Origin of the sequence: Streptomyces sp. NPDC020996 (genome assembly GCF_040641355.1) — a bacterium.
GTDB lineage: Bacteria > Actinomycetota > Actinomycetes > Streptomycetales > Streptomycetaceae > Streptomyces.
In genome coordinates this window covers 1-26,507 of the sequence record NZ_JBFADM010000021.1, presented here as the reverse complement: position 1 = coordinate 26,507, position 26,507 = coordinate 1, and the positions used below count along the sequence as shown (strand labels likewise).

25 protein-coding genes are annotated in these 26,507 nt (G+C 74.1%); 14 read left to right on the top strand and 11 right to left on the bottom strand.

Features of this window, described 5'->3' with window-relative positions:
- Positions 1-66: 66 nt before the first annotated feature.
- The 3 genes from AB0G63_RS17155 to AB0G63_RS17145 all read left to right on the top strand — a co-directional run bounded on the left by AB0G63_RS17155 (position 67) and on the right by AB0G63_RS17145 (position 2,849).
- A complete protein-coding gene (locus tag AB0G63_RS17155) occupies positions 67-1,152 on the top strand; it encodes an S-(hydroxymethyl)mycothiol dehydrogenase (protein WP_360750631.1) in 1,086 nt (361 codons plus the stop codon).
- Positions 1,152-1,781 (top strand): MBL fold metallo-hydrolase, encoded by a 630-nt coding sequence (locus tag AB0G63_RS17150; RefSeq protein ID WP_360750629.1) that lies wholly within the window; start codon positions 1,152-1,154, stop codon positions 1,779-1,781. The genes AB0G63_RS17155 and AB0G63_RS17150 overlap by 1 nt, the downstream gene beginning before the upstream one ends.
- 153 nt (positions 1,782-1,934) lie before the next feature.
- Positions 1,935-2,849, top strand: coding sequence for an SDR family oxidoreductase (locus tag AB0G63_RS17145; protein WP_360750627.1), 915 nt, complete (start codon positions 1,935-1,937; stop codon positions 2,847-2,849).
- Between the two features lie 141 nt (positions 2,850-2,990).
- On the opposite strand, the gene AB0G63_RS17140 is transcribed toward AB0G63_RS17145, so the two are convergent.
- The gene (locus AB0G63_RS17140) at positions 2,991-3,527 is read right to left on the bottom strand and encodes a hypothetical protein (RefSeq protein WP_360750625.1); all 537 of its coding nucleotides are present in this window, start codon (positions 3,525-3,527) and stop codon (positions 2,991-2,993) included.
- Positions 3,528-3,577: 50 nt separating this feature from the next.
- Between AB0G63_RS17140 and AB0G63_RS17135 the strand changes: the two genes are divergently transcribed.
- From AB0G63_RS17135 to AB0G63_RS17120, 4 genes are all read left to right on the top strand, one after another.
- Positions 3,578-4,384 (top strand): SDR family NAD(P)-dependent oxidoreductase, encoded by an 807-nt coding sequence (locus AB0G63_RS17135; RefSeq protein ID WP_360750623.1) that lies wholly within the window; start codon positions 3,578-3,580, stop codon positions 4,382-4,384.
- Between the two features lie 157 nt (positions 4,385-4,541).
- On the top strand, positions 4,542-5,240 hold the full coding sequence (locus tag AB0G63_RS17130) for a L,D-transpeptidase (RefSeq protein ID WP_360750752.1): 699 nt from the start codon (positions 4,542-4,544) through the stop codon (positions 5,238-5,240).
- A 191-nt stretch (positions 5,241-5,431) separates the two neighbouring features.
- Entirely contained in the window at positions 5,432-5,620 is a 189-nt protein-coding gene (locus AB0G63_RS17125) for a hypothetical protein (protein ID WP_360750621.1), read from the top strand.
- A gap of 56 nt (positions 5,621-5,676) precedes the next feature.
- Positions 5,677-5,838, top strand: coding sequence for a hypothetical protein (locus tag AB0G63_RS17120; RefSeq protein WP_360750619.1), 162 nt, complete (start codon positions 5,677-5,679; stop codon positions 5,836-5,838).
- Between the two features lie 26 nt (positions 5,839-5,864).
- Here AB0G63_RS17120 and AB0G63_RS17115 read toward each other — a convergent pair whose 3' ends face one another.
- Positions 5,865-7,247, bottom strand: coding sequence for a S1 family peptidase (locus AB0G63_RS17115; protein ID WP_360750617.1), 1,383 nt, complete (start codon positions 7,245-7,247; stop codon positions 5,865-5,867).
- Between the two features lie 64 nt (positions 7,248-7,311).
- A complete protein-coding gene (locus AB0G63_RS17110) occupies positions 7,312-8,481 on the bottom strand; it encodes a hypothetical protein (RefSeq protein WP_360750615.1) in 1,170 nt (389 codons plus the stop codon).
- Between the two features lie 25 nt (positions 8,482-8,506).
- On the opposite strand from AB0G63_RS17110, the gene AB0G63_RS17105 reads away from it, so the two are divergent.
- The 3 genes from AB0G63_RS17105 (at position 8,507) to paaI (ending at position 10,702) form a co-directional block, all read left to right on the top strand.
- The gene (locus AB0G63_RS17105) at positions 8,507-9,685 is read left to right on the top strand and encodes an aminotransferase class I/II-fold pyridoxal phosphate-dependent enzyme (protein WP_360750613.1); all 1,179 of its coding nucleotides are present in this window, start codon (positions 8,507-8,509) and stop codon (positions 9,683-9,685) included.
- A gap of 121 nt (positions 9,686-9,806) precedes the next feature.
- Positions 9,807-10,193, top strand: a complete 387-nt coding sequence (locus AB0G63_RS17100; protein ID WP_360750611.1) for a PPOX class F420-dependent oxidoreductase — start codon at positions 9,807-9,809, stop codon at positions 10,191-10,193.
- 146 nt (positions 10,194-10,339) lie between these two features.
- Positions 10,340-10,702: a hydroxyphenylacetyl-CoA thioesterase PaaI gene (gene paaI / locus AB0G63_RS17095; RefSeq protein ID WP_360750750.1), complete on the top strand. Its 363-nt coding sequence runs from the start codon at positions 10,340-10,342 to the stop codon at positions 10,700-10,702.
- Between the two features lie 7 nt (positions 10,703-10,709).
- Here the strand turns inward: paaI and AB0G63_RS17090 are convergent, their stop codons facing one another.
- Complete coding sequence (locus tag AB0G63_RS17090; protein ID WP_360750609.1) at positions 10,710-11,123, bottom strand: zinc ribbon domain-containing protein; 414 nt, start codon at positions 11,121-11,123, stop codon at positions 10,710-10,712.
- 149 nt (positions 11,124-11,272) lie between these two features.
- Positions 11,273-12,007, bottom strand: a complete 735-nt coding sequence (locus AB0G63_RS17085) for a TetR family transcriptional regulator (protein WP_360750607.1) — start codon at positions 12,005-12,007, stop codon at positions 11,273-11,275.
- A gap of 156 nt (positions 12,008-12,163) precedes the next feature.
- Between AB0G63_RS17085 and AB0G63_RS17080 the strand changes: the two genes are divergently transcribed.
- Positions 12,164-12,997 (top strand): hypothetical protein, encoded by an 834-nt coding sequence (locus AB0G63_RS17080; protein ID WP_360750605.1) that lies wholly within the window; start codon positions 12,164-12,166, stop codon positions 12,995-12,997.
- Between the two features lie 84 nt (positions 12,998-13,081).
- Entirely contained in the window at positions 13,082-13,912 is an 831-nt protein-coding gene (locus AB0G63_RS17075; protein WP_360750603.1) for a peptidoglycan-binding domain-containing protein, read from the top strand.
- 77 nt (positions 13,913-13,989) lie between these two features.
- Here AB0G63_RS17075 and AB0G63_RS17070 read toward each other — a convergent pair whose 3' ends face one another.
- The 6 genes from AB0G63_RS17070 to AB0G63_RS17045 all read right to left on the bottom strand — a co-directional run bounded on the left by AB0G63_RS17070 (position 13,990) and on the right by AB0G63_RS17045 (position 23,391).
- Positions 13,990-16,368 (bottom strand): SpoIIE family protein phosphatase, encoded by a 2,379-nt coding sequence (locus AB0G63_RS17070; protein ID WP_360750748.1) that lies wholly within the window; start codon positions 16,366-16,368, stop codon positions 13,990-13,992.
- 331 nt (positions 16,369-16,699) lie between these two features.
- Positions 16,700-17,074 (bottom strand): hypothetical protein, encoded by a 375-nt coding sequence (locus tag AB0G63_RS17065; protein ID WP_360750601.1) that lies wholly within the window; start codon positions 17,072-17,074, stop codon positions 16,700-16,702.
- Between the two features lie 440 nt (positions 17,075-17,514).
- Positions 17,515-18,438: a MurR/RpiR family transcriptional regulator gene (locus tag AB0G63_RS17060; protein ID WP_360750599.1), complete on the bottom strand. Its 924-nt coding sequence runs from the start codon at positions 18,436-18,438 to the stop codon at positions 17,515-17,517.
- 124 nt (positions 18,439-18,562) lie between these two features.
- A complete protein-coding gene (locus AB0G63_RS17055) occupies positions 18,563-20,245 on the bottom strand; it encodes a phospholipid carrier-dependent glycosyltransferase (protein ID WP_360750597.1) in 1,683 nt (560 codons plus the stop codon).
- 93 nt (positions 20,246-20,338) lie between these two features.
- Entirely contained in the window at positions 20,339-22,291 is a 1,953-nt protein-coding gene (locus AB0G63_RS17050) for a phosphatase PAP2 family protein (protein WP_360750595.1), read from the bottom strand.
- Positions 22,292-22,491: 200 nt separating this feature from the next.
- Complete coding sequence (locus AB0G63_RS17045) at positions 22,492-23,391, bottom strand: BadF/BadG/BcrA/BcrD ATPase family protein (protein WP_360750593.1); 900 nt, start codon at positions 23,389-23,391, stop codon at positions 22,492-22,494.
- Between the two features lie 309 nt (positions 23,392-23,700).
- On the opposite strand from AB0G63_RS17045, the gene AB0G63_RS17040 reads away from it, so the two are divergent.
- Entirely contained in the window at positions 23,701-24,834 is a 1,134-nt protein-coding gene (locus AB0G63_RS17040; RefSeq protein WP_360750591.1) for an ROK family transcriptional regulator, read from the top strand.
- Between the two features lie 277 nt (positions 24,835-25,111).
- Positions 25,112-26,443, top strand: a complete 1,332-nt coding sequence (locus tag AB0G63_RS17035) for an extracellular solute-binding protein (RefSeq protein WP_360750589.1) — start codon at positions 25,112-25,114, stop codon at positions 26,441-26,443.
- The last annotated feature ends 64 nt before the right edge of the window (positions 26,444-26,507 follow it).

The following is a 26,507-nucleotide window of genomic DNA, read 5'->3' as shown; positions in this document are numbered from 1 at the left end:
CCGTTACCGATCAGTCACGCGTAGGGTCGGGAAGCACGGACATCGGCCCACGGAAGGGTTCAGCACATGGCACAGGAAGTACGCGGCGTGATCGCACCCGGCAAGAACGAGCCGGTGCGGGTGGAGACGATCGTCGTGCCCGACCCCGGACCGGGCGAGGCGGTCGTCCAGGTGCAGGCGTGCGGGGTGTGCCACACCGACCTGCACTACAAGCAGGGCGGGATCAACGACGAGTTCCCCTTCCTGCTCGGGCACGAGGCGGCGGGCGTCGTCGAGTCGGTCGGCGAGGGGGTCACCGACGTCGCACCGGGCGACTTCGTGATCCTCAACTGGCGTGCGGTGTGCGGCCAGTGCCGGGCGTGTCTGCGCGGACGGCCCTGGTACTGCTTCGACACGCACAACGCCGGGCAGAAGATGACCCTGACCGACGGCACCGAGCTGTCCCCGGCTCTGGGCATCGGCGCGTTCGCGGAGAAGACGCTGGTCGCGGCCGGGCAGTGCACCAAGGTCGACGCGTCCGTCGCGCCGCAGGTGGCCGGCCTGCTGGGCTGCGGGGTGATGGCGGGCATCGGCGCGGCGATCAACACCGGCAACGTGGGGCGCGGCGACAGCGTGGCGGTCATCGGCTGCGGCGGCGTCGGCGACGCCGCGATCGCCGGGTCCCGGCTGGCCGGCGCGGCGAAGATCATCGCCGTGGACATCGACGACCGCAAGCTCGAGACCGCCCGCGCCATGGGCGCCACCCACACGGTCAACTCCCGTTCCACCGACCCGGTCGAGGCGATCCGCGAGCTGACCGGCGGCTTCGGCGCCGACGTGGTCATCGAGGCGGTCGGCCGCCCGGAGACGTACCAGCAGGCCTTCTACGCCCGCGACCTGGCCGGCACGGTCGTCCTGGTCGGCGTGCCGACCCCGGAGATGAAGCTGGAACTGCCGCTGCTGGACGTCTTCGGCCGCGGCGGCGCGCTGAAGTCCTCCTGGTACGGCGACTGCCTGCCCTCCCGCGACTTCCCGATGCTCATCGACCTGCACCTGCAAGGACGCCTGGACCTGGGCGCGTTCGTCACCGAGACCATCGAACTCACCGACGTGGAGAAGGCGTTCGAGCGGATGCACCACGGCGACGTGCTGCGCTCGGTGGTGGTGCTGTGATGGCCGCGCGCATCGAACGCCTCGTCACCTCAGGCCAGTTCACGCTCGACGGCGGCACCTGGGACGTCGAGAACAACGTGTGGATCGTCGGCGACGACCACGAGGCCGTCGTCATCGACGCCGCGCACGACGCCGACGCCATCGCCGAGGCCGTCGGCGACCGGCGCCTGACCGCCATCGTGTGCACGCACGCCCACAACGACCACATCGACGCCGCCCCCGCCCTGGCCGACCGCACCGGCGCCACCATCTGGCTGCACCCCGACGACCTGCCGCTGTGGAAGCAGACCCACCCCGACCGGGACCCCGACGCCCACCTGCGCGACGGCCTGGTCATCGAGGCGGCCGGCGCCGACCTCACCGTCCTGCACACCCCCGGGCACGCGCCGGGCGCCGTCTGCCTCTATGACCCGCGCCTGGGCGCGGTGTTCACCGGCGACACCCTCTTCCAGGGCGGCCCGGGCGCGACCGGGCGTTCCTTCTCCCACTTCCCGACCATCATCGACTCCATCCGCGACCGCCTGCTCACCCTGCCGCCCGAGACCAGGGTCCTCACCGGCCACGGCGAGGAGACCACCATCGGCGCCGAGGCCCCGCACCTGCAGGAGTGGATCGACCGCGGCCACTGACCGGCCCGGCGCACCGCACCCGTTCCGCGAAAAGCCGCCTGCGGAAAACCGCCTGCGAAAAGCCGACAGAAGGTGTCCGGCTTTCCCGGCACCCTCGACCGCGAGCCCGCACGGCAGTGCGGACGACAGTCACGAGGAAACGGGAGGCCGGGCATGTCCGGACCGCTGAGGGGCAGGGTGGCGCTGGTCGCCGGGGCGACGCGCGGGGCGGGGCGCGGGATCGCGGTGGAACTCGGCGCGGCCGGCGCCACCGTCTACGTCACCGGGCGCAGCACCCGCGCGCACCGCTCCGAGTACGACCGCCCGGAGACGATCGAGGACACCGCCGACCTCGTCACCGAGGCCGGCGGCCACGGCATCGCCGTACCCGCCGACCACCTCGACCCCGCGCAGGTCCGCGCCCTCGTCGACCGCGTCGACGACGAGCAGGGCCGCCTCGACGTCCTCGTCAACGACATCTGGGGCGGCGAGAACCTCTTCGAGTGGGACAGGCCCGTGTGGGAGCACGACCTCGACAAGGGGCTGCGGCTGCTGCGGCTCGCGGTCGAGACCCACGCGATCACCAGCCACCACGCCCTGCCCCTGCTGCTGCGCCGGCCGGGCGGCCTGGTCGTGGAGATGACCGACGGGACCGCCGACTACAACCGCGACACCTACCGGGTCTCCTTCTTCTACGACCTCGCCAAGGCGTCCGTGCTGCGCATGGCCTTCGCCCTCGGCCACGAACTCGGCCCGCGCGGCGCGACCGCCGTCGCCCTGACGCCCGGCTGGCTCCGCTCGGAGATCATGCTCGACCATTTCGGAGTAGGCGAGGACAACTGGCGCGACGCCCTCGAACGCGTCCCGCACTTCGCGATCTCTGAGACCCCGCGCTACGTGGGGCGCGCGGTCGCCGCACTCGCCGCCGACCCCGACGCGGCCCGCTTCAACGGCCAATCCCTCTCCAGCGGGGGGCTCGCCCGCGTCTACGGCTTCACGGACCTCGACGGCAGCCGCCCGGACGCCTGGCGGTACCTGGTCGAGGTGCAGGACGCGGGCAGACCGGCCGACGTGACCGGCTACCGCTGACCGGTCGGGGGCGGGACCGATCGGGAGCTGGACCGGTCGGGGGCGGGACCGATCGGGGGCGGGACCGATCGGGAGCTGGACCGGTCGGGAGCTGGACCGGTCACGGGCGGGACCGGTCGGCGGCCGGTGACCGAGGACCCGTCAGAGGCGGGCGGCAGGAGGCAGCGGCCAGCGCGCCGAGTGGCCCGGCGGCAGGGCCAGATCCTGCCGCACGGCCGCGTAGTAGGCCTCGCGCCCGGCGCGCTGACGGTCCAGCAGCACCTGCCAGCCCCCCGGGTCCCGCCGGCCCTCCCGCAGGAACGCCTCCATCTCCAGTACCGTGACGACCCACTCCCGGCCCTTCTCCACCACGCCGGGGCTGCCCAGCAGGATCAGCGCCTCCCCGTGCGGGTCCCGGGCGGTCTGCGCCTCGGCCAGCAGCGGCTTCGCCTCCTCGGGCGACAGCGGGTGCGGATGGGGATCGTTCCCGAAGTGCGCGGCCAGCCGGTAGTTCAGCGTGACGGTCTGCTTCAACGACCGCGCCCAGTCGGCGTACGCCGCGTAACGACGCTCCTCCCAGCGGGCGGCCTGCTCCCGCCGGAACCTTGCCTGATCCCCGCGCACGACCACCACGTACGAACCGAGCGCACCGATCACCACGCCGATGAGCGCGGGCAGTTGCTGTATGAACGCGGACATGCGGCGCACGCTACCTGCCCTCTTGATCGCCTGGGGAGTAGCGTCGGCGCATGGCTGACACCAAGCGTTTCGAGGGGTACGGAATTCTCGTCACCGGCGCCGCCCGCGGCATCGGCGCCGCCGTCGCCCGGCGGTTCGCCGCGGAGGGCGCGCGGGTGCTGGCGACCGACGCGGACGGCGCGGAGGCGGCCAGGACCGCGGGCGCGCTGCGCGAACAGGGGCTCGCCGTCGAGGCGTTGGCGTGCGACGTCGCCGACCGGCGGTCCGTGGAGGCGGCCGTCGCCCACGCCGTTGACGCCTTCGGGTCACTGGACGTCCTGGTCAACAGCGCGGCCAACTGCACGCCGGACACCCCGCTGTTCGAGGACGGGACGGACGAGGCGTGGGCCCGCGACCTCGACGTCACCCTCACCGGCGCCTACCGCTGCTGCCGCGCCGCCCTCCCGCACCTCGCCGCCTCCGGTCGCGGCGCGGTCGTCGGCATCGGTTCCGTCAACGGCCTGCAGGACTTCGGCGGCCACGCCTACAGCGCGGCCAAGGCCGGACTCGGCTCCCTGACCCGCACCCTGGCCGGGCAGGCGGCCGCCCGCGGAGTGCGGGTCAACCTCGTCGTGCCGGGCACCGTGCGCACCTCGGCGTGGGAAGGACGCGACGACCACCTCGAGGCGCTGCGCCCGCTGTACCCGCTGGGGCGAATCGGCGAACCGGAGGACATCGCCGCGGCCGTCGCCTTCCTCGCCTCCCGCGACGCGGCCTGGATCACCGGCACCTCGCTGGTGGTCGACGGCGGCCTCACCGCCGTCAACACGGGCTTTCACCAGGTCACCGGAGAGCGCGACGGGATCCAGGGGGAGTGACCCACAGCGTCGTCCACCCGGCTGATCGGTGACCGGCGCCGTCGTGGGGCCTGGTTTGGTCACCGTTTCGTCGCAGCTTACGGTGGTCCGCAACCTCTTGCCTGGGTGGATGGTCCAGGTAAGTGACAAGGACCACTCAGGAAGGGAACGTGCCGCCATGGGGGGCATAGGCAGACGGGCAGCCGTCGCATTCGGGATCAGCGGGCTGGTCGCGCCGCTCGCGCTCACGCTGGGCACCGCGCCGGCGCAGGCGGCCACGAGCTGCACCACGAAGACCGGTCCGTACCAGAAGCAGGTGGAGAAGTTTCTCGGCCTGACCGTGGACGGCAAGCAGTCGTCCACCGACTGCAAGGCCATCCAGGCCTTCCAGAACAAGCACGGCATCACGCCGAACATCGGCTACGCGGGGTCCGTCACCTGGGGTGTGATGGATCTCATGAACAAGCAGAAGGCCGTCGGCAGCAACCCCAACAAGGCCGGCAAGTGCCCGGTGAACAAGGGGCGCATCGCCTGCGTGAACCTCTCGCTCCAGCTCAGCTGGATCCAGGACGGCAACAAGCTCGTCTACGGGCCCGTCCCGGTCCGTACCGGCCGCGACGGGTACGAGACCCGCACCGGCCTGAAGAAGATCTACTGGCGGGACATCGACCACGTCTCGAACATCTACAACGTGCCGATGCCCTACAGCCAGTTCTTCGACGGCGGCCAGGCCTTCCACTCGGTCAACCTCAGCATGTGGAACCCGCCGGGCTCGCACGGCTGCGTCAACATGACCACGACGACCGCGAAGAAGTACTGGTCGCTGCTGAAGACCGGCGACGACGTGTTCGTCTACGGCCGCAAGCCGGGCACCTGACGGCAGCAGCCCCCGGCGGCAGCCGCGGGCAGTCGCCGGGAGACGAGGGCGGCCACCGGGGAACCGGTGGCCGCCCTCGGGCCTGTCGTGCCGCTCATGCCGACGGCCCCTGACACGACGTGATCAGCGCCACGGTCCTAAATGCCGGATTTATTCCCTATTATTCGCACCGTCTTCACGGCAGCCCCCGTATGCTTCACACCATGTCCACCACTGTTGAACCTGTTTCCGATCGTTCGGCGGACGAGGTCAACGAGGAGATCCGGGCCCTTTGGCGCCGGTCGGGCGGGACACTGAGCGTCGAGCAGCGCGAGGAATACCAGCGGCTCGTCCTGGAGTGGGCCGCCGTGGCGGCCCCGCACCCGGTGAAGGCGGCCTGAACGCCCGCTGAAGGCGCTCACGCGTCGACGCGCCGTCCCGGGGCGCCCCTGAACCGATGGGCGCCCTCCTCGCACCGACCTCGGCCGTCTGCCACGGCGTCGTCGATTTCACCGGCGGCCTGCTGTCGCGGCGTGCCCACGTCGTCACCGTCACCCTCCTCGGCCGGCTGGGCGGCCTGCTGGGCGCGGTGGCGACGGTGCTGCTGACCGTCGGCTGACGCCGGGGGCGGCGCGGCCGGACGCCTCAGCCCCACGTCGCCGAGTAGTACCGCTGGTAGGCCTTGCGGTCCTGTTCGGCGCGGAGGTAGCGGGTGGCCGCCAGCGCGATCAGGCTGCCGGCGACCACCAGCAGACCCGGCCCGATGTTCCGGGGGTCGGACAGGCGGGCCAGCAGCGTGGAACCGGCCGCGGTGCCCGTCGCCGGTGCGGAGGAGCCGGGCGAGGCGGCGCCCGGTGCGATCGCGCTGCGCGTCGCGGAGGCGGACGGCGCGGGCGTCGGGGAGGCGCCCTGCCCGGAGGCCGCCTGCTTGGACACGATCAGCTGGACGCCGAGCGCCTGCATCGCCTTCGTCACCGGCTGGAAGAACGTCGTGCCGCCCGTGGTGCAGTCACCGCTCCCGCCCGAGGTCACGCCCAGCGCGATGCCCTCGGAGAACAACGGGCCGCCGCTGTCGCCGGGTTCGGCGCACACGTTCGTCTCGATCAGCCCGGTGACCGTGCCCTCCGGGTAGTTGACCGTCGCGTCGAGGCCCGTCACCTGGCCGTCGTGCAGACCGCTGGTGCTGCCGCTGCGGAACACCCGCTGTCCGACGGCCGGATCGCCCACCCCCGTGATCCGCACCCCGTTGCCGTTGCCGATCGCCACCACGTCCGCGCCCTGGCCGGCCGAACCGTTCGCGTACTGCACCAGCGAGAAGTCGCTGCCGGGAAAATCCTGTTGAACGGTCTTGCCGAGCTGCTGCCGGCCCTGGTCGTCGGCGAACCAGAGGGAGCCGGCGGGTCCGCAGTGCCCGGCGGTGAGAATGAAGTCGCTCTGCCCGTTCGTCACGTTGAAGCCCGCCGAGCAGCGACCGGTGGTCGACAGGATCGGCTGCGCCCCGTTGAGGCGGGTCGTGAACTTCCCGGGGCTGCGTTCCATGCGGACGAAACTGCCGATGCCGGAAGCCACTTGGGTCATCCGCGACCAGTCACCGGCCGAGACGGTGCTGTCCGCCCGCACGACGACCCGATTGGACCGGTAGTCGAGCACCCACGCGGTGCCCGCCACGCGCGGAGCCGAACGCAGCGTCGCCGTCGCCGACTTCAGCTCGTTCATGCTGTGCCGCACCATCGTCGCCGTGGCTCCGGCGCGTTCCACCCGGGCGGCCGCCGCCTTGTCGGTCACCGCGACGACCGGGCGGCCGTCCGCGCCGATCCAGGTGCCCGCCGTGCGGGAGGCACCCAGCTCGGCGACGAGCGCGGCACCCGTGCCCGACGACGACCGGGCCGCGCTGAGGGGAACCGCGGACGTGCCGGCGGGTTCCCCCGCCATGGCGGCCTGCGCCACCATGCCCCCGCCCAGCAGAAGTCCGCCGACGGCCGCCAGCCGTGCCACTCGCCGGACGATCCGTCGTCGTGCGTGCCTCATGCCTGGCTCCCGAAACCCCGAACAGCGCGGTATCCCCGCGGAGCGCTCCGGTCGTCGAGCGCCCTCACTCCATACGAGGCCGGGCCCGCCCGCGTTCACCGCGCGGACGGTCCTCTCCACGCTTCGCGGCGACAGGAGTTCCGGGCCGGCTCGGATGCTGTGGCGCCGGAGCGGAAAGCGGTGCGCCACCGCGTCGGCCGGCCATCCGGACGGCACGGTCGGGATCCGCCGAGGGCGCCGGGCCGGCGGACCGCCCGACGAGCGGCGCCCGGCTGCGCTCGTCGCCCCACACCGACGCCGCATCCACGTACGGCCGTAGCAGCGAGGTCAGCGCGGGGTCCGCCCGGCCGTGCAGCTCGTCGGAGCCGATCTTGCGGGCGATCCCGGCGAGGAAGTCCGCGAGCTGCACCCTCGGGTCCTCCCGGGCGGCCACGAGCCGCAGCCCGTCGAGGGTGATCCCGGACCCGCGGGCCGTCTCCTCGATCCACGCGATGCGGTCCGGCGTCAGCAGGTTCTGCCGGTCGTGCACCAGACGGACCCGGCGTCCGCCCCGGGTCCAGTACGCGGCCGTCCTGACGATGGACGGCAGCAGCGGATTCAGGACGGGGATCAGGGGCCGCCCGGCGAGGATCGCGGCCCGGTGGGCTTCCGCGTGCCCGCGGGCCGCCGCGAACCGCTCCAGGACGTCCGCCGCCTCCGCACCGGCCTCCACGCGGCGCAGCAGGCCGACGGCCCGGAAGAACACGTCGACGGGCTCCCCGCCGTTGCGCACGCGCAGCAGGCGGTTGGCCGCGTCGAGGAAGTCCCGCCACAGCACGTCGCCGAACACCCGCGGTCCGGCCCGGAAGAGGGGGAGGGCCGGCCCGCCGTCGCCCAGCAGCAGACCGGCGGTCCGCTCCACGACGAAGAACGACTTCTCCGTGAGGTGCACATGCGCGGCGCCGTGGATCGGCCCGCCGGGCGCGAGCAGCCACTCCAGCACCGCCCGGTGCTTCTCCCGCAGCAGATGGCCGGCCTTGTACTCCTCCGCGGGAGAGCGGATCCGGTCCCGGATCTCCCGCAGGTGCCCGGCCGCCTCCGGCACGGTCAGCCGCACACTGGCGTGGGCGAACACGTCGGTGTTCCCGCCGGTGAGGTTCTCCCCGTCGGAGCCCGACTCGTCGCAGGCGACCTCCAGGACACCGGCGTCCCGCGCAGGCGCGACCGGCGGTCCGTACGCGTCGTTCCCGCTCACGCCGCAGCCCCCTATCTTGAGCCTCATGACCAGGATCCCGCACGAACCGGCCGGTGAACCGAATCCCCTGCGGGTGCTCTCCCTCGACCGACTGCGGCGCCGTACGAGCATGAAGTGGCGCACCCACCCCGCCGACGTGCTGCCGATGTGGGTGGCCGAGATGGACGTCCCGCTCGCCGAGCCCGTCGTCCGCGCGGTCACCGAGGCGCTCGCCCTCGGGGACACCGGCTATCCGGCCGGCACCGGGTACGCCGAGGCGCTCGCGGGGTTCGCCGCCAAGCGGTGGGGGTGGGACGGCGTCGCGGTGGAGCGCACGGCCGTCGTGCCGGACGTCATGCTCGGCGTCGTCGAGATGATCAAGCTGGTCACCGGGCCCGGCGATCCGGTGATCGTGAACCCGCCCGTGTACCCGCCGTTCTTCCAGTTCGTCGAGCACATGGACCGGCGGGTGGCCGAGGCGCCGCTCGGCGCGGACGGGCGCATCGACCTCGACGTGCTGCGGGACGCGTTCGCGCGGGCGACCGCGCACGGACGCCGGGCCGCGTTCCTGCTGTGCAGTCCGCACAACCCGACCGGCACCGTGCACACCGCCGGGGAACTGGCCGCCGTCGCCGCTCTCGCCGACCGGTACGGCGTGCGCGTGGTCGCCGACGAGATCCACGCCCCGCTCACCGCACCGGGCTTCGCCTTCGTGCCGTACCTGAGCGTGCCCGGCGCCGAGAACGGACTGTCGCTGATGTCCGCGTCGAAGGCGTGGAACCTGGCGGGACTCAAGGCCGCGCTCGCGATCGCGGGCCCCGCGGCCGCCGCCGACCTCGCCCGGATGCCCGAGGAGGTCGGCCACGGGCCCAGCCACCTCGGCGTCATCGCCCACACCGCGGCCCTGCGCGAGGGCACCGTCTGGCTCGACGCGCTGCTCGCCGGCCTCGACGACAACCGGCGCCTGCTCACCGCCCTGCTGGCCGAGCACCTGCCCGCGATCGCCCACCGGCCGGGCGAGGCGACCTACCTCGCCTGGCTCGACTGCCGTGCGCTGGGCCTCGGCGACGACCCGGCGGACGTCTTCCTGGAGCGCGGCCGGGTCGCCCTCAACTCGGGCATCCTCTTCGGCACCGGCGGGACGGGGCACGCGCGGCTGAACCTGGCGACCTCCCCGGAGGTGCTCACCGAGGGCGTACGGCGGATGGCCGCGGCACTCGGCTGAGGCAGCCACGCGCACGCACGCGCAGCCGCGCACGGCCCGCGCAGCCGCGCACGGCTTCGCGCACGGCCGCGGACGGCGGGCGCGCCGAGTCGCCGGCGTCCGCACTGCCTAGACTCCTGTCATGGACGACACACCGCTGAAGCGGCTCGGTGAGGGCAAGTACCTGCTGGTCACCAGCTACCGGAAGAACGGCACCCCGGTGGCCACCCCGGTGTGGGTGGTGCGCGACGGCGACACGCTCGGCGTGTGGACGACCGCCGACTCCTGGAAGGTGAAACGGATCAGGGCCCGCCCGGAGGTCCTGGTCGGCCCCTGCGACGTGCGCGGCAACCCGACCGGCCCGCAGATCCCCGCCACCGCGGAGATCACCGACGAGGCGACCCTCGCCCGCTACCGCGAGCTGATCCGGCGCAAGTACGGCGTCCTCGGCCGCCTCACCCTCCTCGGCAGCCGGCTGCGCCGGGGTCTGGACGGAACCGTCGGCATCCGGCTGACGGTCCAGCCCTAGACACCCGCGGCCCCCAGCCGCGCGACGACGACGTACCACCGGGAGGACTGCCGGGTGTCTGGAGCAGGGCAGCGGTGAGGCGGGACGAGGGTGCGGGGGAGGACCCCGCGCGGCGTGTGTTCGACGCGGACCGGGCGGCCGAGCGCATGGGCATCGAGCTGCTGGAGCACGCCGCGGGCCGGGCCGTGCTGCGGATGACGGTCACCGCGCGGATGCTCAACGGCCACGGCACCGCCCACGGCGGATGCCTGTTCCTGCTCGCCGACGCCGCGTTCGCCTGCGCCTGCAACAGTCACGGCCCCGCCACGGTCGCGGCCGGCGCCGGCATCGGCTTCGTGGCCCCCGCCCACGAGGGCGACGTGCTGACGGCGGTGGCCGAGGAACGCACCCTCTCGGGCCGCAGCGGGACATCCGACGTGACCGTGCGGCGCGGCGACCAGGTGATCGCCGAGTTCCGCGGCCGCAGCCGCACGCTCAGGGCCGCGGCCGGACCGCCGGCGCCGGACTGACCAGCCGTCAGGTCCAGGCCCGGTAGGGTTCGTCGACCAGCTGGAACACCGGCTCGCCGCGGACCGGGTCCTTCGCGGTGGACAGCCGCACCCGGTCGCCGCTGTGGATGCCGATCGGCGGGCCCATGACCCGGCCGCGCACGACGAACCCCTCGGCCATCTCCACCAGCGAGACGTTGCGCGCGGCGGGGGTGTTGCGGTGCACCACCGTGGAGTGGCGGACCGTGCCCACGCCCTCGCTGCGCTCCGTGCGCAGGTCGCTGCCCTGGCACACCGGGCACAGCAGCCGGTGGTACATCGCGGTGCCGCACCAGGTGCAGCGCTGGAAGAGGATGCTGTCCGTGTCCCGCGTGCCGGGATCGAGCACGCCCGCCGCGGAGCCGCCTGCCTGACGGGCAACGTTTCCTGAGTGGTGGTACACGCTGGTCCAACTCCTCGCACTCGGCCGGAATCCCACGTGCGCGAAGCACCCGGGCACGGGTGTGCGCGGTCACCGTGCCACCGTGCACAGCGGTAGGGTATGGCACTCAGTGCCATAGGTAAAGGTACTGGGTTCCCTCTTCTTGCGACTCAGTTCCGGCCCTGAGCGGCTTCGATCTCCTGGACCACCCGCCACAGCGGGGCCCCGCGGCGGGCGACGACGACCACCACGTCCTCGGGCTCGTCGGCGTCGGAGCGGCCGCCGGGGGAGCCGAACGCCGACTGGACGTAGCCCAGGGCGTGGTCCAGCGCGGCGCTCGCGTCGCCCTGCCCGCTCGAACGCAGCCAGGAGCGCAGGGCGTTGTTGTGCGCCGCCACCACGGCCGCGGCGATGACGTCGGCCCGCAGGATGCCGTCGCGGCGGCCGGCGAAGCGGGCGCGCAGGTACTCGGCGAAGGTGCGCTCGTAGCGCCACACCACCGACAGTTCGTGCGAGCGCAGCACGGGCACCTGCTTGGTGAGGCGGTAGCGCTGCACGGAGAAGGAGGGGTTCTCGGCGTACATCCGCAGCACCAGCCGGGCCGCCTCGCAGACCCGCCGCACCGGCTCGTCGTCGTCGGCGCTGCGGGCGAGGAACGCCGTCATGTCGGACAGGCACCGCTCGTGGTCGGGGAAGACCACGTCCTCCTTGGAGGGGAAGTAGCGGAAGAACGACCGCCGTCCGACGCCCGCCAGCGCGACGATGTCGTCCACTGTCGTCTGCTCGTACCCCCGCTCCAGGAACAGCCGGAAGGCCGCCGCGATCAGCGCCTCCCGGATGGGCGGCTTCGCGGGCGCCGTCTCGCCCTTCAGGTCGCGACGGTGTGCCGCGTTGCCGGAGCTCATGGACGGGAACGTAGCACTTGGAGCCGCAAATGGCACTCAGTGCACTGCGGCTGGGGAACTGAGTGCACTCCGCTCCGGGAGCGGGTCCCCGCACCCCCTGACGTAACCTTTCCGCACCCCACGCCCCGCCCGGAACCGCACGCCCGAGGAGCCCGCATGTCCTCCGCCCGAGCCCGCCTGCTGTACGTCACCGACCTGTCGTACCCGGCACGCGGACGCCGCTACTGCGACGAGGACATATACCTCACCTCCCGGCTGCGCGAGGACTTCGACCTGGCCCTGGCCCACCCCCGCGACGCGGCCGCGCTGATGGACGTCTTCGACGCCGTCGTCGTCCGCAACAGCGGACCGGTCCTCGGCCACCAGGACGCCTACGACGCCTTCCGCGCGCGGGCGGCGGCCCGCGGGACCCGCGTCTACAACCAGCTCACCGGCAAGGCGGACATGGTGGGCAAGCAGTACCTCGTCGAACTGACCGCCGCCGGGTACCCGGTCATCCCCACCGTCGACCGCGCGGCCGACCTGCCGCTGCTGCCCGCCGCGGACGCGTACGTGGTCAAGCCCGAGCGGGGCGCCGACTCCGCGGGCCTGTCCGTCGTCCCCGCCGGCCGCCTGCCCGAGCTGACGGACGGCGGCGTGCTGGTCCAGCCGCGCGTCGACTTCTCCTACGAGGTCTCCTTCTACTTCGTCGACGACCGCTTCCAGTACGCCCTGTACGCGCCGCGCCCCGACCGGCGCTGGCAGCTCGAGCCGTACGAACCCACCGCCGCGGACCTGGAGTTCGCCCGGCGCTTCATCGCGTGGAACGCCATCGGTCACGGCATCCAGCGCGTCGACGCCTGCCGTGCCCCGGACGGCGGACTGCTCCTCGTGGAACTGGAGGACCTCAACCCCTACCTCTCCCTGGACGCCCTCGACGAGGCCCGCAGGGACGCGTTCGTCACCGCCCTGAAGGAGTCCCTGCACCGCTTCCTCGCCGCGACGGTCTGACCGTCGGCTGAACTCCCGGCGCTCCGGCCGCGTATGTCTTCCCGGGAGACGGGGACCCCTGCCACGGGACGGAAGGAGAGCACTGTGCCCACACCGCGCGCATCCGGCTCACCGGGCGACCGGCCACCCCTGGAACCGGTCCGCGTCCTGCGCATGCGCCGCACCGACGCCCTGGCCGAACTGCTGCGCGACCTGCCCCGGGACGCCGGCTACGAGGCCGTTCCGATGCCCGGGCCACCGGCCGGCTCCGAGGACGCCACCCGGGAGATGCCACCCGTCCGCGACGACGACCGCGCGGGCCCGCCCGGCACCGGCCGGCCCGGCACCGGCCGGATCGGCGCCGGGCCGCGCGGCGCCACGGGTCCCTCCGGCGCCGGGCCGCGCGGCACAGGCCGTGCCGGCGCCGGGTACGTGGGTACCGGATCCGTGGGTACCGGGCCCGCGCGCCCGGATCGCTTCGGTCCCGCTCCCGGTCTCGGTCTCGGTCTCGGTCCCGGCCAGCGCCGCGCCGCCGTCGCCATCGCCGTCGCCGCGGCCGCGCTCGTCGGCTTCGGCGGCGCCCTCCTGCTGCCCGGCCGGCACCACGCCGCGTCGGCCGGCACACCCGCGCCGACCGCGTCCGCCGAGCCGACCCCCACCGCCTCGGCGCCGGCCGAGGGCCAGGCCGATCCCGACGGCACCGGCACCCTGCGCGAGGGCGACAGCGGACCGCGGGTGACGGACCTGCAGCAGCGCCTGCTGCGCATCCCGAACGTCTACGACCACGGGTCCACCAGCGGCCGTTACGACGCCGCCCTCACCGCGGCCGTCGCCCGCTTCCAGCTCTGGTACGGCATCCGGGGCGACGAGACCGGCGTCTACGGCGACGACACCCGCACCGCGCTGGAGTCCCGGACCGCGTCGGGCACCGGCTGACCCGAACGGGCCACACGGCGCGGACACGGCGCGGACACGGCGCCGGGACGGTCCGGCCGCCAGGGCCTGACCCAGGCCTAACCCCGCGCTGCCGGATCCGCGGGCTCGGCCGGGACCCGGATGTCGAGGACGCAGACGTCGTCCCGGTCCTCTCCCTCCAGCACCGCGTCGAGCAGCGGGGCCAGCGAACCGGGTTGGCCGGCCTGTTGGGCGACGACGGCCTCCGCGAGCCGGTCCAGACCCCGGTCGAGCCCCTCGCCGGGCCGCTCGACCAGGCCGTCGGTGTACAGCACGACGCGGTCGCCGGGCCGCAGCAGGCACTCCGCCTCCTCGAACACCGGCGCGGCGGTCGCCCCCAGCAGCATGCCGCGGGGCCGGCCGAGGTAGCTCGCCCGGCCGTCGCGCAGCAGCAGCGGCGGCGGGTGACCGGCCTGGGCCCACACCAGCCGGCGCTCGCCGGGGGAGTAGCGGGCGAGGACCATGGTCGCGGTGCCGTGCGTGTCGCGGGAGTGCAGCAGCAGCGTGTTGAGCCGGACGAGGGCGCCGGTCAGCGACGAGCCGGTGATGACCATGCCCTTGGCCGTGAAGCGGAGCTGGGCCATGGTGGCGACGGCGTCGATGCCGTGCCCGGCGACGTCGCCGACCACGAACAGGGCGTCCCCTTCGGGCAGTTCGAGGGTGCTGAACCAGTCGCCGCCGACGTGGATGCCGGACTGGGCGGGCAGGTAGGCGACTTCGACGCGCAGTCCGGCGAGCCGCACGGGGCTGGTCGGCAGCGGCAGCAGGGCGTGCTGCAGCCGCGCGGCCAGCGTGCGCTCGGCGCGCAGGACGTCGTGCTGGGTGAGTATGGCCCGCTCGCTCTCCACCAGGGCGAGTTCGGCGCTGCGCTGCACGGTCAGGTCCTGGACGACGCCGTGGACCTCGGCGGGCGTGCCGTGGTGGTCGGGCACCGCCTCGGCGACGAGCCGCAGATGCCGCAGCCCGTCCGAGGTCCGCACCCGGAACGGGACGTCGAACGGCCTCGCCTCCCCCAGCAGCCGGTCGAGGGCGTCGGTCAGCGCGGGCACGTCCTCGGACAGCGCCAGGCCCGCGAGCCCGCCCAGGCCGACCGGGCCGCTCGCGGGGTCCCGGCCGAACAGCGCGAACACCTCGGAGGACCAGCTCGCCTCCCCGGTGACCAGGTTCCAGCTCGCCCAGCCCAGGTTGCCCAGCCGCTGCACGTCCGCCAGGCGCTGCCGCTGCCGGTCGGAGGAGCCGTGGCGCACCCAGGTGACGATGAGTCCATCGCCCAGCCGGGCCGCCCGTACCGAGTGGACGGACAGCTCGGCGGCGCCGTCCACGACCTCCTGGTGCGCGAACGGCTCGCTCTCGAACGGCTCGGAGCCGGAGAGCGCGCGGGCGAAGCCCCGCAACAGCGGTTCGTCCGTCAGGGCGGCACAGCATTCTCGCAGCCGCCGGCCGACCAGGTCCACGTGGCTGCTGCCGACCAGGCCGGCGGCCTGCCGGGTCGCGGCGTCGATCCGGTAGTCCTCGGCCTCTCCCGGTCCGGCGGGCAGCGGGGTCAGCAGCATGGCGGCGCCGGGCAGCGCGTCGAACACGGTCTGTACGGCGGCCGCGGCGCTGTCCCCGACGGGGCGCGGGCGCGTCTCGAAGGCGCGCAGCGGGCCGGCGCAGAGCCGGGCGGCGGCCAGCAGCTGCTCCCGCACCCGTGCCGGGAACGGCCCGGTGCGGGTGCGCAGGATGCCGACGCAGGCGTCGGGCGAGTCGCCGTCGGCCGGCAGGGGCAGCCAGGCGCGGGAGCGCCAGCGGCCGGGCGGATCCTCGATCAGCAGGTACCGCCGGCGGTCCGTCTCCACGTCCTCCAGCCAGCGCGGCTCCCCCGACCGCAGCGCGTCGAGCGCGGCGGTCCCGCTCAGCGGGGGAACCTGGCGCCAGCGCGCGGTCAGGGTGTCGTCGACGCCCGCGTGCCCGATCAGTTCGAGTCCCCCGCCGGGCCGCCGAACGTAGATCACGACCGCGTCGGCGCCGGCCTCCGCGGGGAGCTGCTCCAGCAGCCGGCCGGCGAGGTCGTGCGGTGTGGCGGCGCGGGCCTGCGCTCCGCCGAGCAGGCCGAGGGCCGCGGCGCCCTCGTCGGCCGGGACCCGCGAGGCGGGGACGGCGGCGTGGGAGGACCGGCCGCGCGGCCCCTCGACGGGCGGGCCGTCCGGCGGCACCAGGCTCCCGAGGGTGATCCAGCACTCCTCCAGCAGCGTTCGCCGGCCGGTCTCGGCGCGTCGCCGCAGTTCCTCGGCGGCCGCGTCCGGGGAGCAGCCGGTGAGCGCCATCACGGCGCCCTTGGCGCGCTCCAGGACGGCCGACGTCGCCGCCAGGTCCCGCAGTCGTTCCATCTCGGCGCGCTGCCTGGCGACGACCTTGGCCAGCGCCGCCTTGTCCGGCGTCCGGGACTCCGCCGGCATGGAGGGCTCGCTCGTCACGCGTCGAGCATCGCACACAGGACGCGGGTCGATCACAGGGATGCCTGGCCGGACTCCACCCGAAAGCGGTACCCGCGACGCCGGTCCGTGCCCGGCCGGGGTCACTGCCCCGCGCGGCTCCTCGGCGCTCGGGCGGCGGATGCGGCCAGGGCCGCGGCAGACCGCTGAGACATGCCATGACCAGGTACGTCAGCACCGGCGGCGGCACCACCGGGAAGACCCCCGCGACGCGTCCGTGCCGGCCGGCCCGTTCACCGGACCCCGGCCGGGCGGCGAGCCGGCGCGGATCATGCGCCCGCGGGCCGGTGCGCGCTCAGCGGGCCGAGCCGGCCAGGGCCTCGGTGACCGCGCGGACGCTGCGCGCGATGTGCTGCAGCTGCAGCACCTCCGCCGCGTACAGCTTGATGGTGTGCTCGATGACCGACTCCGGCAGGCCCAGCCTCGGCAGGTCGGCGCGGGCCGTCTGCAGGGCGGTGCGGGCGACCCGGATCTCGTTGTGGACCTGGATCTGCGCGTGCCGGGCGAGCAGCACGGGGTGGCGGATGAGGGCCGGGTAGCTGGCGTAGCGCGCCGGCACCAGCTCGCGCAGCCACTTGGCCGCCGAGCGCTCCCAGTCGAAGGAACCGGGCGTCTTGACCTGGCACGGCCAGTCCGGGCTGATGCGCGTCGTCGTCAGGGTCATGATCATCGCTTCCGGGGGTGCGGCGTCGTGAGGGGTGGTCCGACGGGGGCGGGCGGCCCCGGCCTAGGGGATGACCGGGGCCGCCATGGGCGCTCGCACAGGCGAGGCCCGACCGAACGCCCTGGGCGCCGACGCGGGTAGGAGACGGCGGCTTCGGGTGTTCGTGCAGGAGCCCGGGAAGGCGTACGGCGTCCGTGCGGCGGCTGGTGCGGCGTACGCATGGGCGGACCGTGGCTTTCTGCGGGCGGTGCGGGGGAGGGGACGGGGGTGCGGAAACGTGTCTCGGAGTGAGCCGGGGCGCGATCCGTGAGAAGTATTTATATATGCCGTCTGCTTTGCAAGAAGCATGAAAACATTCATGCGCGATGTGTCCGTGAATGTCCCCTTCTGGTATGGGGTGGGGTGACGGGAGGAACGGCGGGGCCGGCCGGGGAGGGCCGGACGCGTCAGTCCCGCAGGAAGAACTGGTGCTGGTCGGAGATCTGCTCGTACGCCTCGAGCCGGGCCTGGGTGCGCTCGGCGTCGGCGTCGGTCATCGCCTGCAGCAGCGCGGCGGCCATCACGCCCGGCGCCGCGTAGGAGTCGAACACCAGACGCGAGCCGGTGCCGGTGGTGAAGGTGACGTCCGCCTCGTCGGCCACCGGCCCGAGCGCCAGGTCGGTCACGAGAGCGACCTTCAGCCCGGCGCCCCTGGCGACCCGCACCGCGGTGAGCGTCTCCTGGGCGTGCCGGGGCATCGAGAAGGCCAGCACCCAGGTGCCGCCGGCCTCACGGGACTGCAGCAGCGCGTCGTAGGCGATGCTGCCGCCCCGGGTCACCAGCCGCACGTCGGGGTGGATGCGGCGGGCGGCGTAGGCGAAGTACTCGGCGATCGAGGCCGAGATGCGCAGCCCCAGCACGGTCAGCGGGGTCGACGCGGACAGCTCGCGGCCGACGTCGATCACCTGGTCGGGGTCGGCGAAGTCGCGCCGCAGGTTCTCCAGGTTCTCGATCTCGGCGTCGACCGCCGCCTGCAGCTCGTTGCTGCCGTTCTCCTCGGCCGCGCCCGGCCCGCCGGCCAGCGTGCCGAGGGCGACCGACTGCAGCTTCTCGCGCAGCGCGGGGTAGCCGCTGAAGCCCACCGCGGCGGCGAAACGCGTCACCGACGGCTGGCTGACGCCGACCCGCTCGGCCAGGTCGGTGATCGACAGGAACGCGGCCTCGGTGATGTGCTCGATCAGGTACTGGGCGATGCGCCGCTGCCCGGGCGAGAGCCGGGGCCGGTCGAACAGCGTCCGCAGCTGGGAGGTCGGGGACGCCTCGGCCTCCGGAGCGGTCTTGCCCGAGGTGATGGCGGATGCCTGTGCGCGTGCCTGCTGTGGCGATGGCACCGGTGCGCCTCCTTTGTCTCGCACAGTGCTTCAACATAGCTCACCCATCGCCTTGACCAGGGCTTGCACCGGCGCTCCCGGCCCGCCGGACGCCACTGCCGGGCCTGTCCACCAGCGCATCGCCTCACCGGCGGTAGATCGTGATCGAGTGACCGACCTCGTCGACGGGGCGGCTGCTCGCGATCAGGCCGGCGAGTCCTCCGCGCGCCTTGGCCACCGCGGAGTCCGACACGACCAGCAGCCCGCGCACCTCGCGCGCGGGGACCTCGCGCGGGTCGGCGGCGTCGATGCCGTAGGAGGACGGCACACCACTGCCCTTGTAGACCAGCCAGATCCGCTCGCCCCGGTAGCGCTCGCGCAGCCGGTCCGCGAGCCGGCCCAGGTCCTGCCCCCAGTCCACGTTCGAGTCGTGCAGCCGCAGATGGGTCCTGGCCGGCCCGCCGAACGCCTCGTTCGCGTACGGCAGGTAGTAGGGATACGTCCGCAGCGAACTCACCGCGACGAACAGCACCAGGGCCCCGGTCGTCCACGGCGCCCACCGCCACCGCAGCGTCGGCACGCAGCCCGCCGCGACGGCGAGGAACATCGGCACGAAGACGGCGTACCGGGTGCCGAGGTCCCGCGACCCGTGCATGGACGCGGCCAGCAGCACGGCCGCCGGCAGCAGCACGTACGGCGCCGCGGGCCGCAGCCGTCGCACCGCGAGCACCGCGACGCCGCCGGCGGCCCCCAGGGCCAGCAGCCCCAGCGGCGTCTTCACCAGCAGCGCGGCCGGCAGGTAGTACCAGCGCGACCCGGTGTACAGGCGGCCGAAGAGGAAGCCCTGCCAGGGCCGGTTCTCCAGGCCGAACTGCACGCGCATCCCGTCCCGGTAGGCCTCGGGGAACGGCAGCAGCCGCACCAGCAGCCCTCGCAGCCCGTGCGCGGCGGGGATGTGCTGCCCGGGCGACCAGCGCAGCCGCGGATCGACCGCTAGATAGGACGCCCATACGACGGCCACGGCGGCGAGCGCCACGACGGCCGCGCCCGCGACGGCCCGCGCCGCCCTGCGGCGGTCCGGCGCTCCGGCGTGCCACACCGCCCAGGCGGCCGTCGCCGCCAGCACCGGAATCGCCGGCAGCGCGCTCATCTTCGTGGCCACCGCCGCGCCGAGGGCCAGTCCGGCCGGGGGCAGGTACCGCCGGGGCCGCCGACGGGCCCGCCACAGCAGCCACGCCGACGTCAGCACGAACCCTGCGGCCGGCACGTCGAGGGTGGCCAGCGACCCGTGGGCGATCACGTCGGGGGAGAAGGCGTACAGGGCGAGCGCGACCACCGCGCCCACCGGACCGGCGAGGTCCCGGGCGAAGGCGAACACCACGAGCCCGAACAGCAGGGTCAGCGCGATCACCGGCAGGCGGGCCCACAGCATCACGCGCCAGGGGTCGTTGCCCGACTCGTACAGCAGGCGCCGCCCGAACCGGCCCTGGTCGCCGGGCGGGGAGGTGCCGACGTGCGGGGCGGCGGCCGCCACCCCCACGGCGACGAGGAGCTTGCCGAGCGGCGGGTGCTCGGGGTTGAGGCGCACGCGGTGCTCGTGCAGATAGTCGGCCGCCGTGCCGACGTACACCGGCTCGTCGATCGTGGGGGTCTGCTGGACGGCGGTCGTCACCATCGCGGCGGCCATCTGCGCGAGCAGTACGGCCACCAGGAGCGGTGTCAGCAGCCGCCGCGCGGCCCGGCGCGGCGGCGCGGCGTCCGGCGCCGGCCGTTCCGGGCCGCCACCCGTCCGCGGGTCCAGGACCGAATGCTGTTCCAACGCGGTCATCCGCTCCGCGGTGACGCCGGCCGCGAGGTGGCGGGAGCGATCGAGGGCCGTCTCATGGCCCCACTCTCGCACCGGCTCCCGCCACCGGCGGCGTCACCGCTTCAGGAGTCGTACCGACAGACCTTCCGCCGTGCAGACGGGTACGGCCCGCAGCGTGGGGGAGTTCAGTTCCACGCGGTCGAACTGACCGCGCAGCACGGCGGCGGCCAGGACGGGCACCGTGCTGCCCGCGGCCGGCGGCCGCTCGGCGTCGAGGCGCAGCGACAGCACGCTGCCCGGGCCCAGCAGCGCCCGCCGGGTCACCTGCAGGGCCGCGTCCTGCCCGGCGCGCAGCGTCACCTCCAGGGCCGCCGACTCCTGCCGGTACCCGCCGCGCACCTCGGCCGGCCGCTGGAGCCGCAGCGTGCCGCCGAGCACCCGCACGTCGCCGTGGCCCAGGGCGTGCGACGAGCCGGCCACCAGCACGCCCTCCGTCACGGTGGTGCCGCCGGCGTAGGTGTTGCGGCCGGTCAGGGTCAGCGTGCCGCTGCCCCGCTTGGTCAGCCCGCCGGCGCCGCCGATGTCGTTGCGCCAGACGTCGGCCGCGGCGAAGCCGCCCGCCGCCGCGTCCAGCGCGACGGTCACGTCGGAGTCGAAGGAGCCGTACCCGTCCGCCGCGGCGAACAGGTTCAGGCGCCCCCACTGCTCGAAGCCGTCCAGCAGGACGTACCCGGAGGGCAGCGCGGTCGTGCGCAGCACCTCGCGCCGCTGCCCGGCGTCCAGGTACGGCAGCCGCGTCTCCAGCAGCACCTCCGCGCCCTTCGGCACGGTCAGCGGCTCGCTGCGGCCGTGCCGGGTCAGCACGTACGTCAGCCGGGGCCGCACCGCGCGGGCGTTGGCGTCCCGGTCCGCGTACGGGTCGGCGCCGGGGGCGGCCGAGTGGGCGTAGGCGTACAGGGTGTCGGCCGTGGCGCCGGTCCGCTCCCGGAAGTACGCCAGGGCCTGGGCGCGGGCCGCGGCCTTGAGCTCCGCGTTCGCCGGGTCGGCCAGGGTGGCGGCGGCCAGCGCGGTGGCCATGACGCGCCCGCCGAGGACGTCGACCGTGGAGTGCATGCCCGCCATGATCCGGGTGTGGCTGAGCTCGAAGGCGCGCGTCACCAGTTCCTGGAAGCGCTCGGGCACGGCGTACGCGAACGCCAGGGCCGCCAGGTGGAAGGCGTTGGTGTGGCCGCTGGGGAAGCCGCCGTCGTCCGCCGGGGAGGTGCTGCGCTGCCGCAGCAGCTGGGGGGCGACGACGACCCGCGAGTCGTACACGGGGTAGCCGAGCTCGTCCTTCGCGCCGGTGTCGACGACCTCGCTGTCCTCGTTCATGCGCCACGGGCGCGGGTACTGGAAGGCGTACTTGGCCGGGTTGCCGGAGGCGAACGGGCCGCGCACCGTGTCGACGAGCTCGGCCACCTTGCCGAGGGCGGAGTCGTGCGCGCCGGCGCCGAGCGCGGAGCCGGCGGGGGCGTCGGCGGGCACCGCGTCGCTGATGGTGGTCGCGGGCGTGCCGTCGGGCGCGCTCGTGATCGACGTGACCGCCTTCGCGCCCTCCTTGTACAGCCCGGCGAGCGGACCCAGGCCCGCGATCATCGCGTAGCTCTGGTGCTGGCGGTCGTAGAGGAACGCCTCCTTCGCCTGCGCGTCCGTGCGCGCGGCGGTGAGCTGCGCGCAGTAGCGCATGTTGGCGCGCAGTACCTCCGGCCGCAGCGGCGTGCCGGTGTTCCACGCGCCGCCGGTCTTCCACACCTCGGCGAAGCCGCCGAGGGCGCGCACGACCGCGTTGGTCTCGGGCGTGAGGTTCGCCAGGACGTTGCTCTTGTAGTCGTCGACGAACGCGGCGGCGGCCGGGGTGCCGGCCGGGGTGGCCGCGGCGGCCGGCCACGCGGCGACGGCGGGCACGGCGAACGCTCCGGCCGTGACGCCGAGGGAGGTCATGAGGAACTTCCGCCGGTCGACGGCGAGCCGGCCGGCCGGCGAGGAGGACTGGTGCGAGGGGGACGGGTGCCCGGCTGGGGACGGCATGCGCGTGCCTCTCTTCGGTTCCGCGGCCGTGCGGCCGGGGAGGGGATCGGGGGAGGGAGCGACGTGTTCGCGTGGGTGCGGACACGGTGGATCCGGTGCGTTTCGTGGTGCTCGAGCGAAGATCTACGGCCGGGCGCTGTCGGGCCGGCGTGGGAGCGGCGACGGCGAGATGGCCCGCGGGTGAACCCGCGCCGTGCGGTTCACACGATCGAACGGGCCAGCGCTACGGCGCCCTCGACCGGCGCCCCGCGCAGCGGCTGCGGCCGTGCGCCGGGCACGGAGGCGGCGAGCGCCGAGGTGAACGCGTCGTAGAGCGAGGGCTGGCCGAGGACCGTGCCGCCGGCGACGACCACGTCGTCCACCGCGACGCCGCGCGCGGCGAGCCGTGCGACGAGCGCGGCCAGGCAGCGGCCGCCCTCGGCGATCACGGCGCGGGCGAGCGCGGAACCGGCGTCGGCGGCCGCGAACACGACCGGCGCGTGCCGGCCCCACTCCGCTGAGACGTCCGTCGCGGCCTCCAGCGCGGCGCCCAGCGCGGGCACCTCGGGGACGCCGAACGCCTCGACGAGCCCGAGCGCCAGCGGGTCGGGCGGCTCCCCGCGGTCGTGGGCCGCCCATACGGCCCGCGCCGCCTCCCGGACGAGCCCGGCCGAGCCGCCCTCGTCGCCCAGCACCGCGCCCCAGCCGCCCACCTGGACGGGGCTGCCGTCGGCGAGCCGGCCCACCGCGACCGAGCCGGTGCCGGCCACCAGGCCGACCCCCCGGTCCAGACCGGCGGCGGGCACGAGCAGTTCGGCGTCCCCCACGACCAGCGCGGGGGTGCCGAAGTGCAGTTGCAGGGCGGTGCGGACCGAGGCGCACTGGCGCGGGGTCTCGCAGGCGTGTCCGCCCACGGCCAGCGCGGACGGGCGGGCGCCGGCGGGCAGTGCCTCGGCCACCAGGGCGGCCAGCCAGCCGGCGGCGGCCACCGGGTCGTGCGGCCGCCAGCCGCCGCTCGGGCGGACGTGGTCGGCGACGCGGGCGTTCCCCACGACGGCGCGCAGATGCGTCTTCGTGCCGCCCACGTCGATGCCGACCACCAGGGGCAGGGTGTCCTGCACGGATCCTCTTTCGTCGTTGCGCGGAAATGCAACGGTGGGCGAACCATGCCTGGAAGAACAGCAGTTGAAGCGGTCAGGAAGCCCCGGGACAGGCCTCGTGCGGTCACGGCAGGCGAGTACCGTGAACTTCGTTAGGAAGTTAACTAACGAAGTACAGTGCGTCAAGAGGCGTCGCACAGCCGGCCGCCGGGACGACCGTCCGGGCGGCCGCGCGGCCGGCCGCGACGCCTGGGCATCCATCGCCGCCTGCCGCGGAACCGTCCCCGCGGGACGCGGCCCCTGACCCGTGGGGGAACTGTGGAACACGACATGGCGGAAGCCCCCCGCCTGACCGAGAGCGCGAGCGCTGTGTTCGCCGTGCTGGCCGAGGCCGGCAGCGCGACCCGGCCCCAGCTCGCGACCCTGGCGGGCCTGTCCAAGCCGACGGTGTCCTCCGCCGTCGCGGAACTGGAGAGCGCCCGCCTCGCCGCCCACTCCGGCACCGCCTCCAGCGGCACCGGCCGCTCCGCCGCCGTCTACGGCCTAGGACCGGCCGCCGGCGCCGTGCTCGCCGTCGATCTCGGCCCCGCCGTGACACGGGTGCGCGGCTGCGCCCTGGACGGAGCCCTGCTCGCCGAGACCACCGCCTCGCGCGAGGAGGCCGCCGACGCCGTGCGCGGGGCCCTCGCCGCACTGCCCGCCGACGCCCCCCTGCGCGCCATCGTCGTCGCCGTCGGCGACGTCACCGAGTGGGACCGAGAAGGCGCCGGCATGCGCCCCGCGACCGCCAAGGCCGGGCCGGTCTACGACGCCCTCACCGTCGCGCTGCCGCCCGGGGTGCCCGTCCACCTGGAGAACAACGTCAACTGCGCCGCGCTCGCGGAGCTGCACGAGGGCGCTGCCCGCGGCCGGCGCACCTTCGGCTACCTGCGCATCGGCGTGGGCATCGGTCTCGGCATCGTCATCGGCGGCCACGTGCTGCGCGGCGCGAACGGCGCCGCGGGCGAGCTGGCCCGGCTGCCGTACCCGTGGGACGAGGGCCGCGAGCCGCGCCGGGAGGCCCTGGAGGAGTACGTCGGCGCCCGCTCGCTGCTGCGCCGGGCCGCGCACGCCTGGCAGGACGCCGACGGGCCGTGCCCGCGCACCGCCGAGGAGCTGTTCGCGCTCGCCGCCGAGGGGCGGGCCGCCGCCCGCGCGGTGGTCGCCCGCCACGCCGCCGACGTGGGACGGCTCGCCGCCGCGGTGGCGGCGGTGCTGGATCCGGGGCTGATCGTGCTCGGCGGCAGCACCGGCGCGGACCCGCAGCTGCTGCCCGGTGTGCGGGCCGAGCTCGCGCGGCTGAGCTGGCCCACAGAGGTGGTCAGCAGCACGGTCGGTGACCTGGGTACGGTCGTGGGCGCCGCCCGGCTCGCGGTCACCCGGGGAGTCCAAACCGTGACCGAGGCGGCGCGAACGAAGGATTGACGCCTTCGGACTCGGTCTGCCAATGTCCGGACAAGCGCTTTCTAAGCCGGTCGGGAACACCGGCTTGGGGTTGGCGTCCCGCCCGTACGCGACGTACGGGAGCCGCACGAGGGCGTGCTTGTGCGACGACGGCCCTCTGGCCGGGGATCCCACCCGTGAAGGCGACGCGGCCGGGCGAGGCCGCGCCCCCGGAAAGCGAAAAATCCTCGCACAATGCACCAGTGCCGCTTCAGTCGGCGCCGTGCTCCGTCCCCTCCGACGAAAAAAGGTATCGAAGATGACCAATGTGGGTGTGCGGCGCTCCCGCCGGCTCGGCCGCGGCGGCATACGCCGCGTGGTTCCCCTCGCTGCCGTCGCCGCGGCAGGTGCCCTGCTGCTCTCCGCCTGCGGCTCGGGTTCCGGGTCCTCGGGCGGCACCTCCAAGTCGCTGACGTTCTGGATCTCCACGGTTCCGGGGCAGGACGCGGGCTGGAAGAAGCTGGTGGCGCAGTACAAGAAGGAAGCCGGCGTCAAGGTCAAGCTGGTCAACATCCCCTACGACGGCTACACGACGAAGCTGCACAACGCCGCGCAGGCGAACTCCCTGCCCGACGTGGCGGCCGTGCCGGCGCTGGACCCGATCTGGTCGAACAAGCTGATCGACCTCAGCTCCATCGCCAACGACAAGGCGAACAACATCAACGCCAACTTCCTGGCCAAGGACTCGTCCGGGAAGGTGCTGTCGATCCCCTCGGACGTCACCGCGTCCGGCCTGTTCATCAACAAGTCGCTGTTCGAGAAGGCCGGGGTCTCCTTCCCGACCTCGCCGCAGAAGACCTGGACCTGGACCGAGTTCATCAAGGCGGCGAACAAGGTCCGCGAGAAGACCGGCGCCAAGTACTCCCTGACGTTCGACCAGTCGCCGTCCCGGCTGCGCGCCATGGTGTACGAACTCGGCGGCAAGTACGTCCACGCCGACTCCTCCGGCAAGTTCTCGGTGGACGCCGCGACCAAGAAGGCCGTGAACACCTTCGTCGGATGGAACGACGACAAGATCATGCCGAAGTCGGTGTGGACCAGCGGCGCCGACCCGTCGGCCATGTTCCAGAGCGGTGACGTGGTCGCCTACTGGTCCGGCGTGTGGCAGGTCGCCGCCTTCTCGGAGAGCATCAAGAAGTTCGACTGGGCGAGCGTCCCGACCCCCGCCCAGCCGGTGCAGGCCAGTGACGTCAACAGCGGCGGCATGATGGTCGGCTTCAACAACAACGGCGCCGCGGCCACCGCCGCGAAGAAGTTCATGGCCTGGCTGTACGAGCCGGACCACTACACCGAACTGTGCGCGGCGTCCGGGTTCCTGCCCGTCGAGAGCGGTCTGAGCCCGAAGTACCCCTTCAAGTCCGAGGCGGCGCAGGCGGCGTTCAAGCTCTACAACGAGGAGATCCCGCTCTACGCCCCGATCTCGGGCTACTTCAACAGCGCGCAGACGAACTGGGTGCTGAAGGGCAAGAGCCTCACCGAGGACCCGACCAAGACGGAGCTCGGCAAGGCGATCAACGGCCAGCAGTCGGCCGAGAAGGCCCTGGAGAACATCGTGGCCGGCTACAACCAGCAGGTCGGCGGCGCATCGTAGGCCGCAGGGCCGGGCGGCGGGCCGATACCCCCCCGCCCGGCCCTGGGCGCCCACGTGATGCCGG

Bases quoted from the DNA above. Each gene is read 5' to 3' on its own strand.
- AB0G63_RS17100 (WP_360750611.1), top strand. From the start codon at position 9,807: ATGGACGACACACCGCTGAAGCGGCTCGGTGAGGGCAAGTACCTGCTG.
- AB0G63_RS17140 (WP_360750625.1), bottom strand. From the start codon at position 3,527: ATGTCCGCGTTCATACAGCAACTGCCCGCGCTCATCGGCGTGGTGATC.
- AB0G63_RS17080 (WP_360750605.1), top strand. From the start codon at position 12,164: ATGTCCTCCGCCCGAGCCCGCCTGCTGTACGTCACCGACCTGTCGTAC.
- AB0G63_RS17130 (WP_360750752.1), top strand. From the start codon at position 4,542: ATGGGGGGCATAGGCAGACGGGCAGCCGTCGCATTCGGGATCAGCGGG.
- AB0G63_RS17065 (WP_360750601.1), bottom strand. From the start codon at position 17,074: ATGATCATGACCCTGACGACGACGCGCATCAGCCCGGACTGGCCGTGC.
- AB0G63_RS17125 (WP_360750621.1), top strand. From the start codon at position 5,432: ATGCTTCACACCATGTCCACCACTGTTGAACCTGTTTCCGATCGTTCG.
- AB0G63_RS17085 (WP_360750607.1), bottom strand. From the start codon at position 12,007: ATGAGCTCCGGCAACGCGGCACACCGTCGCGACCTGAAGGGCGAGACG.
- AB0G63_RS17040 (WP_360750591.1), top strand. From the start codon at position 23,701: ATGGCGGAAGCCCCCCGCCTGACCGAGAGCGCGAGCGCTGTGTTCGCC.
- AB0G63_RS17150 (WP_360750629.1), top strand. From the start codon at position 1,152: ATGGCCGCGCGCATCGAACGCCTCGTCACCTCAGGCCAGTTCACGCTC.
- AB0G63_RS17155 (WP_360750631.1), top strand. From the start codon at position 67: ATGGCACAGGAAGTACGCGGCGTGATCGCACCCGGCAAGAACGAGCCG.
- paaI (WP_360750750.1), top strand. From the start codon at position 10,340: ATGGGCATCGAGCTGCTGGAGCACGCCGCGGGCCGGGCCGTGCTGCGG.
- AB0G63_RS17145 (WP_360750627.1), top strand. From the start codon at position 1,935: ATGTCCGGACCGCTGAGGGGCAGGGTGGCGCTGGTCGCCGGGGCGACG.
- AB0G63_RS17070 (WP_360750748.1), bottom strand. From the start codon at position 16,368: ATGCCGGCGGAGTCCCGGACGCCGGACAAGGCGGCGCTGGCCAAGGTC.
- AB0G63_RS17055 (WP_360750597.1), bottom strand. From the start codon at position 20,245: ATGACCGCGTTGGAACAGCATTCGGTCCTGGACCCGCGGACGGGTGGC.
- AB0G63_RS17135 (WP_360750623.1), top strand. From the start codon at position 3,578: ATGGCTGACACCAAGCGTTTCGAGGGGTACGGAATTCTCGTCACCGGC.
- AB0G63_RS17120 (WP_360750619.1), top strand. From the start codon at position 5,677: ATGGGCGCCCTCCTCGCACCGACCTCGGCCGTCTGCCACGGCGTCGTC.
- AB0G63_RS17115 (WP_360750617.1), bottom strand. From the start codon at position 7,247: ATGAGGCACGCACGACGACGGATCGTCCGGCGAGTGGCACGGCTGGCG.
- AB0G63_RS17105 (WP_360750613.1), top strand. From the start codon at position 8,507: ATGACCAGGATCCCGCACGAACCGGCCGGTGAACCGAATCCCCTGCGG.
- AB0G63_RS17035 (WP_360750589.1), top strand. From the start codon at position 25,112: ATGACCAATGTGGGTGTGCGGCGCTCCCGCCGGCTCGGCCGCGGCGGC.
- AB0G63_RS17050 (WP_360750595.1), bottom strand. From the start codon at position 22,291: ATGCCGTCCCCAGCCGGGCACCCGTCCCCCTCGCACCAGTCCTCCTCG.